The 14,544-nt window shown below is 44.5% G+C and carries 10 protein-coding genes; 3 read left to right on the forward strand and 7 right to left on the reverse strand.

The window, feature by feature from the left end; translation table 11 throughout:
* Nucleotides 1-236 precede the first annotated feature (236 nt).
* Nucleotides 237-1,262: an amidohydrolase family protein gene (locus tag NBZ79_RS03235; RefSeq protein WP_251935476.1), complete on the reverse strand. Its 1,026-nt coding sequence runs from the start codon at nt 1,260-1,262 to the stop codon at nt 237-239.
* Nucleotides 1,263-1,554: 292 nt separating this feature from the next.
* Between NBZ79_RS03235 and NBZ79_RS03240 the strand changes: the two genes are divergently transcribed.
* Nucleotides 1,555-2,610 carry a cupin domain-containing protein gene (locus NBZ79_RS03240; RefSeq protein WP_251935478.1) on the forward strand — a complete coding sequence of 352 codons (1,056 nt, stop codon included), beginning with the start codon at nt 1,555-1,557 and terminating at the stop codon, nt 2,608-2,610.
* A 150-nt stretch (nt 2,611-2,760) separates the two neighbouring features.
* Here NBZ79_RS03240 and NBZ79_RS03245 read toward each other — a convergent pair whose 3' ends face one another.
* The 5 genes from NBZ79_RS03245 to NBZ79_RS03260 form a co-directional block, all read right to left on the reverse strand.
* Nucleotides 2,761-4,602 carry an AMP-binding protein gene (locus tag NBZ79_RS03245; protein ID WP_251935480.1) on the reverse strand — a complete coding sequence of 614 codons (1,842 nt, stop codon included), beginning with the start codon at nt 4,600-4,602 and terminating at the stop codon, nt 2,761-2,763.
* The gene (locus NBZ79_RS19635; protein WP_420854558.1) at nt 4,559-5,392 is read right to left on the reverse strand and encodes a thioesterase domain-containing protein; all 834 of its coding nucleotides are present in this window, start codon (nt 5,390-5,392) and stop codon (nt 4,559-4,561) included. Before NBZ79_RS19635 ends, NBZ79_RS03245 begins: the two co-directional genes overlap by 44 nt.
* Nucleotides 5,393-5,395: 3 nt before the next feature.
* Nucleotides 5,396-6,577: a peptidogalycan biosysnthesis protein gene (locus NBZ79_RS03250; RefSeq protein WP_251935481.1), complete on the reverse strand. Its 1,182-nt coding sequence runs from the start codon at nt 6,575-6,577 to the stop codon at nt 5,396-5,398.
* The gene (locus NBZ79_RS03255) at nt 6,577-8,307 is read right to left on the reverse strand and encodes a gamma-glutamyltransferase family protein (RefSeq protein ID WP_251935483.1); all 1,731 of its coding nucleotides are present in this window, start codon (nt 8,305-8,307) and stop codon (nt 6,577-6,579) included. Before NBZ79_RS03255 ends, NBZ79_RS03250 begins: the two co-directional genes overlap by 1 nt.
* Nucleotides 8,308-8,531: 224 nt before the next feature.
* Complete coding sequence (locus tag NBZ79_RS03260; protein WP_251935485.1) at nt 8,532-9,440, reverse strand: transcriptional regulator GcvA; 909 nt, start codon at nt 9,438-9,440, stop codon at nt 8,532-8,534.
* Between the two features lie 295 nt (nt 9,441-9,735).
* On the opposite strand from NBZ79_RS03260, the gene NBZ79_RS03265 reads away from it, so the two are divergent.
* Both NBZ79_RS03265 and NBZ79_RS03270 read left to right on the forward strand, forming a co-directional pair.
* On the forward strand, nt 9,736-10,584 hold the full coding sequence (locus NBZ79_RS03265; RefSeq protein WP_251935488.1) for a DMT family transporter: 849 nt from the start codon (nt 9,736-9,738) through the stop codon (nt 10,582-10,584).
* A gap of 141 nt (nt 10,585-10,725) precedes the next feature.
* A complete protein-coding gene (locus tag NBZ79_RS03270) occupies nt 10,726-11,586 on the forward strand; it encodes an alpha/beta fold hydrolase (RefSeq protein WP_251935490.1) in 861 nt (286 codons plus the stop codon).
* 176 nt (nt 11,587-11,762) lie between these two features.
* Here the strand turns inward: NBZ79_RS03270 and NBZ79_RS03275 are convergent, their stop codons facing one another.
* Nucleotides 11,763-14,525 (reverse strand): YidC/Oxa1 family membrane protein insertase, encoded by a 2,763-nt coding sequence (locus tag NBZ79_RS03275; protein WP_251935492.1) that lies wholly within the window; start codon nt 14,523-14,525, stop codon nt 11,763-11,765.
* Between the last annotated feature and the right edge of the window lie 19 nt (nt 14,526-14,544).

Consider the following 14,544-nt stretch of genomic DNA (forward strand, 5'->3'; position numbering starts at 1 on the left):
GGTTTCGTTGAGGCATTTTAGGGCATCACGATCGCTATGTAGTTTTTTGTAATTGTACAATTCTATCACAAATTAAATTAGAAATCTCTGAAGAAAGAAAATGCAGATTAACATCTCTTGTATTATCGTGATGTCGTCAAGGCACGCATATCAAGTTCCAGACAGGGTAGATTGCATGGATACATCAATAGCTGAGCCGTTCCAAAATCACTTGGCATGTAGTTAGTTAGCTTGTTTTATTCCAGTCGGTAGATCCGGCTGGCGGTATCGTGGAATAAATCGGTTTTTTCCGTGATGCTATAATCAGTTGTTAGCCGCTTAAAGGAATTCCACAAAATATTATAGCTGCAACTTACTTTGTCGACGGGGAAATTTGATTCAAACATGCATCTTTTTGGGCCAAACTGCTCGATTGTATGTTCATAAAATCGCCTCGTAGCTTCCATCAATTCTTTGCTGCTGGGAGGTCGTTTTTGATGATGCCAGTCAAATCCGTTAATTTCCATGTTTATGCCTCCAAGCTTTGCGACAACATTGGGGCATGAAGCAAGTTCAGACAGGGCTTGTTTCCAGGCCGGGAAATATTCGTCCTGCGTTCCTTTGTAAGGGCCAATGCCCAAGGGGCCGCCAAAATGATTTAGGATTATGGTTGTTTCGGGAAAACTCCGCGCAAGGTCAGTCAGTTGGGGTATTTGAGGATGATAACACCATCCCTCAAAACTAAGGTTGCGCGATGCAAGATTTGCAAATCCCCGTCGAAATTTTGCATCCAGGTATAAATTCTCTTTGGTCGTTGCTTGAGAATTAGGTACTTGATCGCTTGGATCCCAAGATGCGCGATGGCGAATGCCACGAAAGCGACCACCACCGGCTTCAATATGTGCGTCAAGTACAGCTCCAACGGCATCGCCCAGTGTAAGATCGGCCGACCCGACAATTCCGGCCGCAACTCGCGCATCACCATAAAGACCCGACGCGCTCATTGCCGCGATGCCATTGACGAATTCCGTTTCGCCAACTGGTTTCAGGGAATCCGGGCCAGCTGACCGGTACATAGAACTGCATTCAATAAAGACTGTGGAAACAATGTTGTGCCCGCTATTCATATCACTCAGGATTTCATCCAGCAGATAGCGCTGTGCCACTCTCTCTACTCGAAAATCCCATAAGTGATGATGTGCATCGCAAATTGGCAGGTCCGGATCCAATGTTTCTTCGATTGTCTGGTTAAGCCAGTCTATGTTTGTCGGAACATCGATCATTGTTATTTTTTCTTTCGCACTCTTTTTATCAGATTGTAGCCGAAAGAACCGGGCATTCCCAGTGGTATCAATTTGGGGAAAACGGCGTTCTGAAGCGTGAGAAGCCGTATTTTCGGACTGGGTTGCAATTAAATCCAGTCAAATTGATCCTGCGCTGCTTAGTTTTACGGTTAGTCGCTCTTGCGTGATAGTATCTGGCTTAAACGAATTGTAATTGTTGACCCCGCTAACCTTGAATCCGAGACGGACAACACCTATCGTTTGGGTCATCAAATCAAAAGGAAAAGGCAAAATGGGACTACGGTTTATTTTCATGCTTACACGGAATGATAAGACTGTGGAGGATGCAGAACAACATCTTGCAACAGCGCTTGCGGCGGGAGTGCATCACATTGGCTTTAAGGATGTCGGTTTGCCGTTTGACCGGCTGAAGCGGCTAAATGAAGCCATCAAAGCAGGAGGAGCGACAAGCTATCTAGAAGTGGTTTCTCTCGACAGAGACAGCGAATTGGCGTCAGCGAAGGCGGCGGCGGAAATTGGTGTTGATATCTTGTTAGGGGGGACAAATGTTGATGCGGTCTTGCCCATATTGAAGGGCACTGAAATTCAGTATTATCCGTTTCCTGGACGTATCGAAGGGCATCCGAGCGCCTTGACTGGGTCAATCGACGAGATAGTCGCCAGTGCAGTAGAATTAAATGCTCGGGACGGTGTAGATGGGCTGGATTTGCTGGCTTATCGCTCTTCCGAAAATGTGACTGGTTTAATGGCGGCTGTCTGCGCAGCTGTTGACAAACCGGTTATCATGGCGGGTTCCATTGGCAGCCGGGAGCGAATTGAGATTGTTCGCAGATCCGGCGCAGCTGGATTCACTATTGGCACCGCCGCGCTGGATGGTGACTATCCTGCCGATAGCCCGGAGTTGGAGACCCAATTACGATCCATACAAAAAGACGTGGCGGGCGTTAATAACCATCTTTCGCCTTTCGGACCGAAAAACATTGCTCAATCCTTTGCCACATTTGCCGACACATGGAACCCTCGGATTGCAGGGCAGGTGAATGATATGCACATTAAATTAGTTAAACTCGAAGGTAGTTTTGTTTGGCATCACCACGAGACTGAGGATGAGTTATTTTTTGTGCATAAAGGCAAACTCATGATGAAATTTCGAGATCGGGATGAATTTATCAATGAAGGAGAATTTATTATCGTGCCACATGGTGTTGAGCACTGTCCTGTTGCCATAGACGGCATATGCGAGGTGCTGCTTCTAGAACCAACTTCAACACTGAACACCGGTAATGCAGTTGATGATAGAACTCGGGTGAATCTTGAATTTGTTTAGGGTCACAAAGGCTTAAGCAAAGCAATATATTGCAAATAAATGCCCGAAATGGGGCCAAAGAACGGCGCCAAAGGTCGAATTCGAACCCTTAACAGTTGGAATTCCAGGTGGCTTGATATGAACTTTCTGGTTTAAAAAAAAGTGTTGCCCTTAGTCCGTGGCCTCTTTCACAAAGCTTATAGCGTCTCCTAACGAGGCAATTTGTGCAATCTGAGATGCGGAAAGCATAATCTCAAACTGGAGTTCGATTTCTTCGATGAGGGTCATATGAGCAAGAGAATCCCACCCTTCTGTATTAAAGGGTGTGGAGTCTGAAGACAATTGCTCTTCTGGGACACCAAAGCAAAACGCGGCAATGGACAGGACATCTTTTGCTGATAAATTTTTCTTTTTTTCAAACTCAGGCGACGCGAGCTCATTCATTCGAACCTTACCAGACGGAGTTCTTGGTAATGATTCCAATATACGAAACTCACTTGGCGTACGTTCTGCGGATAAATTTTCTCGGCAATAAGCAGCAGCGTCTGCCGAGGTAATCTTTTCCCCAGGTTTCGGTACCAGAGCAGCAACTAGCCGCTGATTACGAGTGACATCAGCCACGCCAAATACAACGGCTTCTTCTATTTTAGGCATATTGGCTAGGACACTTGTTACGGCTTCGGGGTAAATTGTGACTCCCGCCATGACAATTGCTGTTTTTTTCCGGCCTACAAACTTGAAAAGCCCGGCTTCTGTTTGCTGGACATAATCTCCTGTTAGAAATTTTCCATCTCTAAGGACTTGATCCGTTTGAACTATATCGTTGAAATATCCCTTCATGACAGTTGGTCCTGAAATAGCTAACTCTCCGACTTCTCCTTGGGTAACCGGTAAGCCCTCCGCATCCAGGATTTGCACATTGCACCCAACAGGTCTTCCAAGTGTGCCGATTTGGCGCGTCGTCTCGTCAGGTCCGGCAAATAGAGCATCGCAGACAACCTCGCTGAGGCCGTAGGCATTCACCACGGGTACGTTGAAAGTCTGCTCAAATCGTGTCCAAAGCTTATCCGTCAGCACATCTGCGCTTGAAAGTACAAATTTGAAATTAGGCTCTTGAAAGGCATGAACATTTATCTGACCAATGCGTTCTACTATGCTCAGCATTGCCGGGACGGAAATAAAATGCGTAATCTTCAGTTCTGATATAGATGCCAAAATTTTCTGGATATTTTGAACAGAGAAAGGAATAGATCGGTGCACAGACCCGCCAAACCATAATGCAGTAAGCGGGCCTCTTATAATTCCATCCACATGGTGTAGCGGCAGAAAATTAAGTAATTTAATATCGGAATCAAATCCGTAAGCATCTGAAAAAATACCAAGCTGCGCAACTAAATTGGCATATGTTAATTCAACTGCTTTTGGTAATGAGGTGGTTCCGGATGTAAAGACTAACATTGCGACTTCAGGTGTGTATTCGAATGTTTTCCGTGTAGGATTAGCCTGGGTATCAATGAGCTCAGCAATCGTCTGGGTGCCATGAATTGCAGGGGTTCCCTTGACTGTATCAGTCTGTATCCTTCTTGATGCAGGAATTTTTTCTATCACTGTTGGGTTTGATAATAAATCTGCATCTGCAAAAATGACTGCAGGCTGACACACTTCTAAACAATCTTCGATTTCGCTTCCCCTTACGTCACCATCGCCGATAACAGGTGTAAAACCTGATCGAAGCAATGACAGAAAAAGAACGATGATGGCACGGTCATTCTTTGAAAAAATAGCGACTCTATCGCCCGTCGAGAGGCCTAGGTTTTGAAAAGCCGTATCCAGGCTGTTCATTTCACGTAATAATTCATCGTAGGTCACTACGCCTTCAGACAAGTTGGCAAATACCTGACCCTCCCGAGCTTCGAGAATCCGGTCTACCCGGCTACAAAAATGGTGGAATGGCGCCTCAGGCGCTGAGTTAGTTGAATTGGGCATTTTCCACCCCTTTTCTTTTTGCCCCAATTAGGTTTCCGAGAATATTCGCTAGAACACTTGCGCAATCCGGATCGCGGAGCATGGATAAATGGTCCCCTGGGACATTATGAGTAGTAACTGATCCGTGTATGAATTTATCCCATCCCAGATCTCCATTACCATATCGCCATATTTTATTATTCTGTCCGGCCTTTAACACAATTGCGGATCCCGTTTTCCACTCACGTGGATTGTATGTAGACATCATCTTGTACATTTGCCGAATTATATGCCGATAGGATTCGGGGTGTCGGTTCAGATCGAAACCTATTTGACCATATTTGTGCAACATCATTGGGTCAATATTTCTCGAAATTAGGCGGCGCCAATTGCTGCCCAGATAGCGAATAGCATAGAGTAATTCCTGCAACGGTGACTGTAGCAATCGAGATTGAATATTTTTGGAGCGAATTGTTGTGTCCAGAATAAAAAGTCTACAGAAAATCGCATGGGATTTCGACAGCCAATGCGCTGTCTCAAATGCAAAGTATCCAGCGAAGGAAAATCCGCACACATTGATTGGTTCCGGAAGATTAGCCTCTGCAATATCTCTAGCGAAGCGTGCAGCTGCATCTATGAGGGATAGATTCTCTAAATTTTCTATCATGTCAGGCTTGAGACGAATGCCGTAGCAGTTTACATCGTTAGAAAGTTTTTGAACTATTGGTTTTGCGTAAAGTACGTTTCCGCCGAAGTCAGGAAAGAAAACCAAGCTACCTCCAGTGGCACACTTACTCATGGTAAAAACAGTTGAGGAATTATTTGACTGTCTGTCCATTTACTATGGCTTCTCGTTTGAGGGGGAGCGTCGGAACGGTAATCTCTCAGCTTCTGAAAGACGTTCTTGAAGGGCGGATTCGCGTTTACGATTTAGGCCCATTTCCGCAATTTCGTTAAAGTCGGACTCATTAAACCACATGGCGTGGCGTGTCGGTTCCATAGGGATACCTCGTTCAGACTTATGGAGACCAGTTGTACCAAAGTTAATTATGTTTTGATTAGTCGCAATCGCTTGTTCAATAGTTTGATATATTCCCATTTCGAAAAGGAGAAACGGAACACTGCCCGTATGCCCCCAATGTTGTGCAAAGCGTATGTCTGTAGTGAGTACATCCAGTCGGGCGGCAATCCAAGCCTCATCCTTAAGCGCAATAGTCATTTCCAATGAATCTTTCATGCATTCTAATACCATCTCGAAATAATTTAAGTTGAGCCAAGGAGCAGTTGTATTTCGAACAAATGTCGATTTATATAATTCGTAAAATTTGGGTGCCAGATCAGGGCCTATCTCTTTTCCGGAAAATGACCTGAATTTTAGGCCAGATGCAGCCACTTTGCGGCGATCCGACAATAATTTAGACCGTTTTGAGCTTCGCATCTTGCCAATGAAATCGTCAAAATTATTTATGCCATCCGCGTTCCAAACATAGGCATTTCCTTCGGTGGTGATAAATTCCGATTGTCTGACGCAATTTTCGTCTTCATTTGACATATAGGAAAGTTGAACTGATGCAGCCCGGTATTTCGAAGCCTGCTTCTTGAGACGGTTCAATAGCTCTGCTCGGGCAGTGGTGGCCTCAACACCTTCCTTTATAAGTAAGCGTGATCCGGATATAGGCGTGAAGGGCACTTCGACTTGTAGTTTGGGGTAATAGGGGCCGATAGATCGTTCATGCGCCATCGCCAGGCCTATATCGACGCCTAGCTCGCCGTGAGAATGAGTTTTGAGGTAAGCAGGAGCGGCGGCGACAATGTTGCCGCAATCATCCCTTAAAGCGATATGTCGCGGACTGAATCCAGTATCAGGTGATACGACACCGCTTTCTTCTAAGGCACGCAAATGCTGATGTCTAACAAAAGGATCTTTTTTGCCGGCGCAATCATTCCAATCGGCTTCTGGAATGCCGGCAATGCTGGTATGGCAGGTTGCGCTCCACTTTCCTATGCGATCAGATAAATTCATCAGCTGATCTTTTGTTGAGAGTTGATTTTCGTCTTCTGACCGCTATCCCGACGCGGATCCCCTATGGCCTCGTAGTGGCCTTCGCCAGAACCAACAATGCAGACGGATGGCCGATTGATGCCATGTGATGTTTCACGAGTGATTTTGTGACCAATCTTTTCCAGATTGACAGCAACGGGTTCGGGAATGCCTTCTTCAATCACTATTTTACCCGCAAAAGAAAGATGAGGCTCGCTTGATCCAGGGGCAGAATGGGTGAAGACACGTGGTTCGCTTACCGCATCTGCTAAGGGCTGATCAAAGATAAAATGGTTCATCAAAATCTGAACTGCGGTTTGTAGCTGCAAGTCTGCGCCAGGCCCCCCGCCCGCAATAAATCGACCTTCGCGGTTCCGGATAATAAACGGACATGCGCTAACGCGTGGCCGTTTTCCGGGATAAAGGCATGCAGGATGGTCATTTGTAACGTAACTTTGACCGCCTCGTGTCGAAATTACGAACCCAAGATTTGGGACGGCTGGGCCATCGAACGAACTATCGCTAGGAGTCGATGCAAAGATATTTCCGTGTTTGTCTGCAACTACTGCAATGGAAGTATCCAACGAAGGAGAGAATTCCGTACTCCTTCGGTTTGCTGAGATTTTTGGTTTTTCAAGCCCTGAGAAGCTTCCCGCCGATGGTAGGGCATCAAATGCATGGTCGGTCTGAATTTGATTGGCGCGTTCAGCGGCATATGCGGGCGACAGAAGATGATCGCTCGGTACGTTTACAAAATTCGGATCCCCATAATAGGCCTCACGATCCGCCATTGCGAGCTTTATTGCCTCCAAAAATACATGATGACGAGAGCAGTTGATCTCGGATGGGTTCTCTCGGTAAAAGTGCTCCAAAATCTGAAGCGACTGTGATAGCACCGGCCCTTGTGACCAAAACCCACAAGTAAAGGCGGTTCCACCAAAAACCGGAGACGCAGTCGCCGGAACAACCGGAGTCTTATGTAAGGCAAGGTCTGTATGTGTCATCAATCCATCGTGCTTAACGATATGACGGATCATTTCATCTGCGATTTCACCTTTGTAAAATATGTCGCGAACTGCAGACAATCCTGCAATCCGGTCTTTCTTTGAAGCGGCCTTTCGATCTGTTTCGATCATGGCACCAAGTGTGTTGGCCAAACTTGGTTGAATAAATGTCTGCCCTAATTGAACTGGTTGTCCATTTGGCAGCCAAATGTTCGTATTCTCTTCGTAGCGGCGGTAATATCGCTCGAACTGTTTCGTACAATCTACAAGATCCTGATGTGCTGGAAATCCCTCTTTAGCGAGATTTCTGGCAGGTTCTGCGAGTTCGAAGAAGCTCATGCTCCCGAACTGTTCCAATGCCGTAATCCAGGCATCAGGGCCTGCTGGTGTAACGGTCCTTAAAATACCTTGAGGAATTCTTCCGCGATATTTTTCCTCGAAATGCGTCCTTTCGACTGCATGTGGCCAACTTCCGGCCCCCTCAATTGAATAGGTTTGTTGGCTTTCTGCCAGATACACCAAGATTGGGGAAACACCACCAAGCTGTACTTGCTCGGAATGAAGAACGGTCAAGGCTATAGATGCTGCAACTCCTGCATCGACAGCATTTCCACCGGCATCCAGCACATCAGCAGCAATCTCCGCGGCTCTATTATGTCCTACAGAAACAGCATAGGAAGTGCCTCTATCTGCATGTTGTATATTCACGACGACCAACTCATTGAACGCGGCGTAAATCCAGCGCTTTATTGAACTAAGATAACAAATTTATATTATATAACTTTATGAGTTAATTTTTTATTTTAGCCATCAAGCCGCGATCAAAAGGTTTCATTCATTAAGTCCAGCTTTGAGAAGGCCGTCCAGAACAGCCTTGAAATCTGGACCGTGAATATATCCTCCATCTCGCGATCTTAAGGTTCTTCAAGAACTTAAGGGCGTGAGGCCTGTACCTCCTGAAGCAGCCAGTCGCGAAAAGCCGCGACCTTGGGCTGATTGTCGCTATCTTTCGCGCTTAGTAGATAATAGGAGAATTTGAGGGGCGTATTCAGGCTCGGGTTGAAAGGGCGCACGAGGCGACCAGAGGCGATGTCATCTGCCACCAGAATGTCGCCGATCAACGCCACGCCTTGACCATCTAGTGCGGCTTGCACCGCCATATTTTCCATAGTGAACCGTGGCCCGCGAGCAGGGTCAATGTCGTGCAAGCCAGCTGCGAGCATCCACATTCGCCAACTCGCCTCGGCATCTTTCCATTCAACATGTAGCAATGTGTGGTGGCGCAGATCGTCGGGCTGGACCAAGGGATGCTTTCCGCTTAAGAGGGCCGGGCTACAGACCGGCATGTTGACCTGATTGAACAGGTGGTCGATCCGCACTCCATTGTAGCCGCCAGGGCCATAACGCAGCGCCACGTCGACGTTGTCGCGCGCAAGATCAACCAGACGATCGGTCCCGTCGATGCGGATCTCGATGTCGGGGTGCCGACTACGGAAATGCTCGAGCCGAGGTACCAGCCACATGGCGCCAAATGAGGGATTGACGCTGATGGTCAACACCCCGCTCTCGCTGTGGGCACGTATTTGCTCGATACCCTGGGCTAGCTTGTCGAAGCCCTGGCTGAGAATTGGCAGGGCCGCCTGGCCGGCGTCAGTTAGGCGCAGCGCCCGGGTCAGACGTCGGAACAGGGGCACATTTAATAATTCCTCAAGTGATTTGACCTGATGACTGACTGCTCCTGGCGTGACGTTTAGCTCGGCTGCTGCCTTTGTGAAGCTAAGGTGCCGAGCGGCAGATTCAAAGGCCTTAATAGCGTTTAAGGGTGGGAGTGATCTGGGCATTTCCTACACCTGAGTTTTTCTAATCTATCAGTGGAGATCTATTCGTTTGTCCAAAGCCATAATTCTGCATACATTTTGTGAAAATGCAAGGCCAGGTAGGTATTGATATCTGCTCTATGTTAGCGCGTATATGGCTTAATTTAATTAATTCATGAGCCAGCACTGAACGGTCATATCAAAACCTGATGGAAGGCCTGCAACTCTTTGTTATGAAGCTTCCAATCCCGGTGTCAGTTTTGCCGGGCTACAATCGAATGCCAGGGATGATGCCCCTGATATCAACCGAAAATGCGACATGAAACAACATACTCAATCTGAATATTATATTGGTGTTTTCCTGGTTGTGGTTTCGGCCATAACATTTAGTACGGCGGGCTCATTCACGAAGGGAGTTGAAGCCGGGCCGTGGGAGGTTATATTTTGGAGAGGCTTTTTTGCAGCGGCTTTCACAACAATCTGGATAATAAACAAGGGAACGCTGCGGCAGAATTTTTTTGGTATGGGTTACAGTGGGTTAGCGATAGCAGTAGTGGGGGCATTGGGTACGGCGGCATTTATCCAGTCATTTAAACTTACATCCATAGCCAATGTTTCAGTTATTTACGCGGCTTCTCCACTTATTGCAGCCCTACTCGCTTGGTTTGTCATGGGAGAAAAAATATCATCAAGGACGATGGCGGGGTGTGTTGGCGCGCTGTTGGGTGTTGCGATAATTGTTTCAGGTTCTCTTGGTCAAATTAGCCTCAATGGCGATTTGTTAGCCTTGTTGATGACCATTGCCATGGCCTTGATAATGGTTATTTATCGGAAATATCCAGGGACACCGGGGGCGGGCCCGGCAGTCCTTTCATCCATTCTCTTGCTGCCGTTTTCAGTGATATATGGAAATCCATTTGAGATTGAACGCACGGAAGTCTATGTCCTATCCGCATTCGGACTGCTATTTGCCATTGCATCCGTCACCCTGGCAGAAGGTGCCAAACGGGTACCATCAGGCCAGACGGCTCTTTTAAGTACATTGGAAACCCCTCTAGCTCCGGTTTTCGCATTCATCTTGTTTACGGAAATTCCAAATACTGCAACATTTCTTGGCGGTTCCGTAGTGCTTTTTGCGGTGCTTATCTCGATAAAAATAGATCCATAACGGCGTTTTCGTTACTGAGGCCATCGCATTGTTCCTGTTTACTGGTCAATTGCACCATTAGATAAAATGCCCGGGATGGACCAAGGTTGGTAATTCATCTTATAGTACAATTTATCAGGTTAATTATACTGGGAGCACCCCATGGGCCCAACCTCAAACAGCTACATTTCGCAACGTATTAAGCTACATTATGTAGATTGGGGGAACCCGGAGGCACCGCCGCTATTACTAATACATGGGGGACGGGATCATTGTAGGAATTGGGATTGGATTGCTGAAGAATTACGTCATGACTGGCACGTTATCGCACCTGACTTACGTGGCCATGGTGACAGTGGGTGGTCTACCGATGGCAATTACAGCATTCAAAGCTATATCTATGACATTGCTCAGCTTATCCATCAAAAGGAATTGAGCCCGGTAAGCATTGTTTCCCATTCTATGGGTGGAAATATTGCGCTGCGTTATACAGGTCTTTATCCGGAAACTGTAAGAAAACTTGTTGCTATCGAGGGTCTTGGTGCCTCACCCAAGATGGTGAAAGAAGCTCAAGCCGTTCCTACTGCCCAACGTTGGCGCGACTGGATTGAAAAAAAGCGTGCAGCCAGTGCCCGCTCACATCGTCGATATGAAACATTTGAAGATGCTTTGGCGCGCATGAAAGCTGAAAATGGCCATTTGTCGGACATGCAAGCCCTGCATCTTACCACCCATGCTGTGAACCAAAATGAAGACGGTACTTTCAGCTGGAAATTTGACAACTATATGCGCGTTTGGGCGCCATTTGATATTGACCATGAAGAAACCCAGAAACTTTGGGGAGAAATATCCTGCCCAACGATGCTGTGTTACGGCAATGACAGTTGGGCGTCAAATCCGGCGGATGATGGGCGGTCAAAATATTTCAAAAATACTATCGTGAAGAACTATGAAAACGCTGGCCACTGGTTGCACCATGACCAGTTTGAGAAATTCATGACGGACTTGCGAGAGTTTTTATAATATGTATGAAAACGTGATGCTCAGGAAAAATAACGAACTACCAGTACACGGAATTTCAGTCTGCGTGGATTCACAAAGCTCCAAATGCAACTTACAGACAGAACAACAATTTTTAAAATGCTTGTCGAGGCCGCGAGTCTCTGTATTCGATCTAAAATAAATTTCCGCCTAACTCTTCAATTTCGTTTCCAATTGGTGTGTTCAAAAATGCTTTTTTCAACTGACCATTGCTCGACCAGATAATCTTTGAAACTTCCATTTTTTGAGACACCTTTCAGATCCAAAATACTATATTTTACTTCGCGATCTTCTGAAAAAATTTCATCCAAAGACAAAATTCTTGGACATCCCCCTATCACTTCACATGCCATAGTGGCAACGTCTCCGCTGGTCGTCAAAGCATTTGAAGTATGGAGTTCTGGTTGATGAGCATCAACATTTTTAACTAAAAACAAGGCGTGGAAAAAGCCCGGCATTCTTCTACCTTCATACCCGATGCCAATTTGATCGACGAATGCCGGATCAAACATCGGATTGTCTACCCACCAACCATGGTCGGAGACGACTTGTATTTGCGTTGAATTGTATACTTTATCCGCTTTCATTCTTTCGAAAATTTTAGCTAATTGGAGAAGAGAATATGTTGCTTCAGCTTTGTAATCGCCTTTGCCTTTTTGACTGATGTTTCCTTCCTGATCAATAACGTTAGGACCATGAGGCACATGTAGATGTATAAAGTTTAGCGTTGGTTTTTCTGAAGTAGCTACTTCTTTTTCAGAGAGACTATCAAGCAATTTGATCATTTTCAGTTTAGAATTCGTTGATTCATCGTTGTGAGTTTTATCCAAGTAGGTGAAATAGAAATGTTCTCTGAAAAATAGCGGGAACGATTTTAAAATTGAAAACTTAATCAGTGATCTGATTACAAAATTATCGGCTTCCGGGTTGTTCGAATTTGCGTAGCCATTGCCATCAATCTTGTATATTGACGCGTCCTTATTAGAGATTTTGACATTAAATTTTGGTTGTACAATATTGCTATTGTACCCTTTAGGCTTAAAAAGCTCAGGTAATACCAAATAAGAATCCGCTAGAGTATCAAGCATTCTGTCATTGCTTGAGGGTATTACATTTTCTATGTGAAAGCGATGTCCCCCAAAAATAGAGGGGAGTGAGCCGATTGTTCCTCCTGAATTTGCGACACTATTTTTGTACCAAGTAAAATCCTTGAACCCATTTCTGATTTTTCTATTTTCCTTCACAAGCTCCGGAAATAGACCACCTGAAAATCCGTCCAGGATAATTACAAGAACATTTTTTCCTGATTTTGAAAGAGTTAGATTGAAATCTCTGGCTTCTAGGTAAGAGCTTTCTGTTTGGTTATCCGTATTGCCTGCGTTTGCCACCAGTAAAGAAGCTGCACTTACAGAGATCGTCGCCAATGATGTTATGAACAATAATAGTAACAATGGAACGAAATAGGATTGCAGTTTATTGAAATTCTTCAAAAATAAGAGAAACAATCCAACCAAGACGGTGAATTCCAAAATTGAATGAAAGGCACTGACATTGATAAGGTCTGGCTGATTAAATGTAAAATTGTCCAGTAGGCCGTAATTTAACCCAACAAGTTTAGAGTAGACAAAGAAAATGGTGCTTAAATATACTGAAAGTATCAAAATGGATTTTACGATATTTTCGGATGAAAACCTTAGTAAAATATAGCCCAACATTATGGCTAGACAAAAAATTGTTATGTTAGCCAACAAAATAGTGAAATATTCAATTCCATAATACTCGCTGGGGTCAGATAAGTATAAATTCAAAGGGTTATCGAGAACGATAATAAAGATCAGAAGCGACAGGAACCCAAGAGAAACGAGACGTAATTTTGCTTGGCTATATGAAAGAGACGCCGTATTTCCCAAAACACCAAAAAAGAGGGCAGCCTGTACACCTAAGACAAGAAAAGAAATATTTATAAACAGTAGTGAGGGAAGCCGGTATTGGTCGCTGATCTGACCAAAGGCCATTGCCACCTGAAGTAAGAACAAAACATAGAGAACAAATTTGGAAAGATAAGAAAAATTGTATGAAAATTTAACTGAGAAATAAAAGAGAATGATTTCTAACGAAATAATTAGAGCTACAATATTGCTGTTTTCATCGGCAATTTGAGTTGGCAAAAAATGGTCAATTAAGCAAAAGCTGATAACAAAAATACAAAGGGATACTGTGTATTTGTTGATAAGGAAGTCATAGATTTGACGTCTGGAAACAGTGGAGATAAGTAACACGCCCCTTTTATCAGCATTTCTCATGATGATAATGTTTCTAAATAGAATAAAGGCGTTGCTTACTGTCCAGTATATTAGCAAAACAGATTTAGCGTTGTATAAAAGAACTAGAAATAGAAGGCTAACGCCAAAAGCTTGAATTAGATCGTTTTTTGTGAAATTCGGTGTTGTTAATGCAGCTGCCACATTTACAAATGTCATAATAAAAGGAAGTAAATTTCCTTGGCCTAAAATTAGATTGTCAGGGCCTCCCAGATTTTTAATAAAGATAAATTGTTCACCATTCAAAACATCAAGCTGTTCAAACATAAAATAGGTAAGAACTAACAAGGGGAGCTGTATGAAAAGACCAAGCAGCTTTCTTACTGAGTATATTGGATGGTAACTGTAGCGATTATATAGATTATTTAATCTAGTGTGCTGTTCAGCGCCCTTACTTTCTTTTTTAATTCTTTCAACTTGAGGAGCTAAAACAGTTTGAAAACTGGTTTCTTTGTAAACTATTAAATTGGCCAATTTTGTTGGCTTTATCAGTAGCAAACTAACAAATAGAGACAGAAGTATGGTAGCGAGGCCATAGCTATGAACAATATTAGAGATGAAAAGAAATAAACTCTCGTAATATGAAATAACAATATTCAAAGCTAATTACCTTATGAAG

Source organism: Sneathiella marina, from assembly GCF_023746535.1.
GTDB lineage: Bacteria > Pseudomonadota > Alphaproteobacteria > Sneathiellales > Sneathiellaceae > Sneathiella > Sneathiella marina.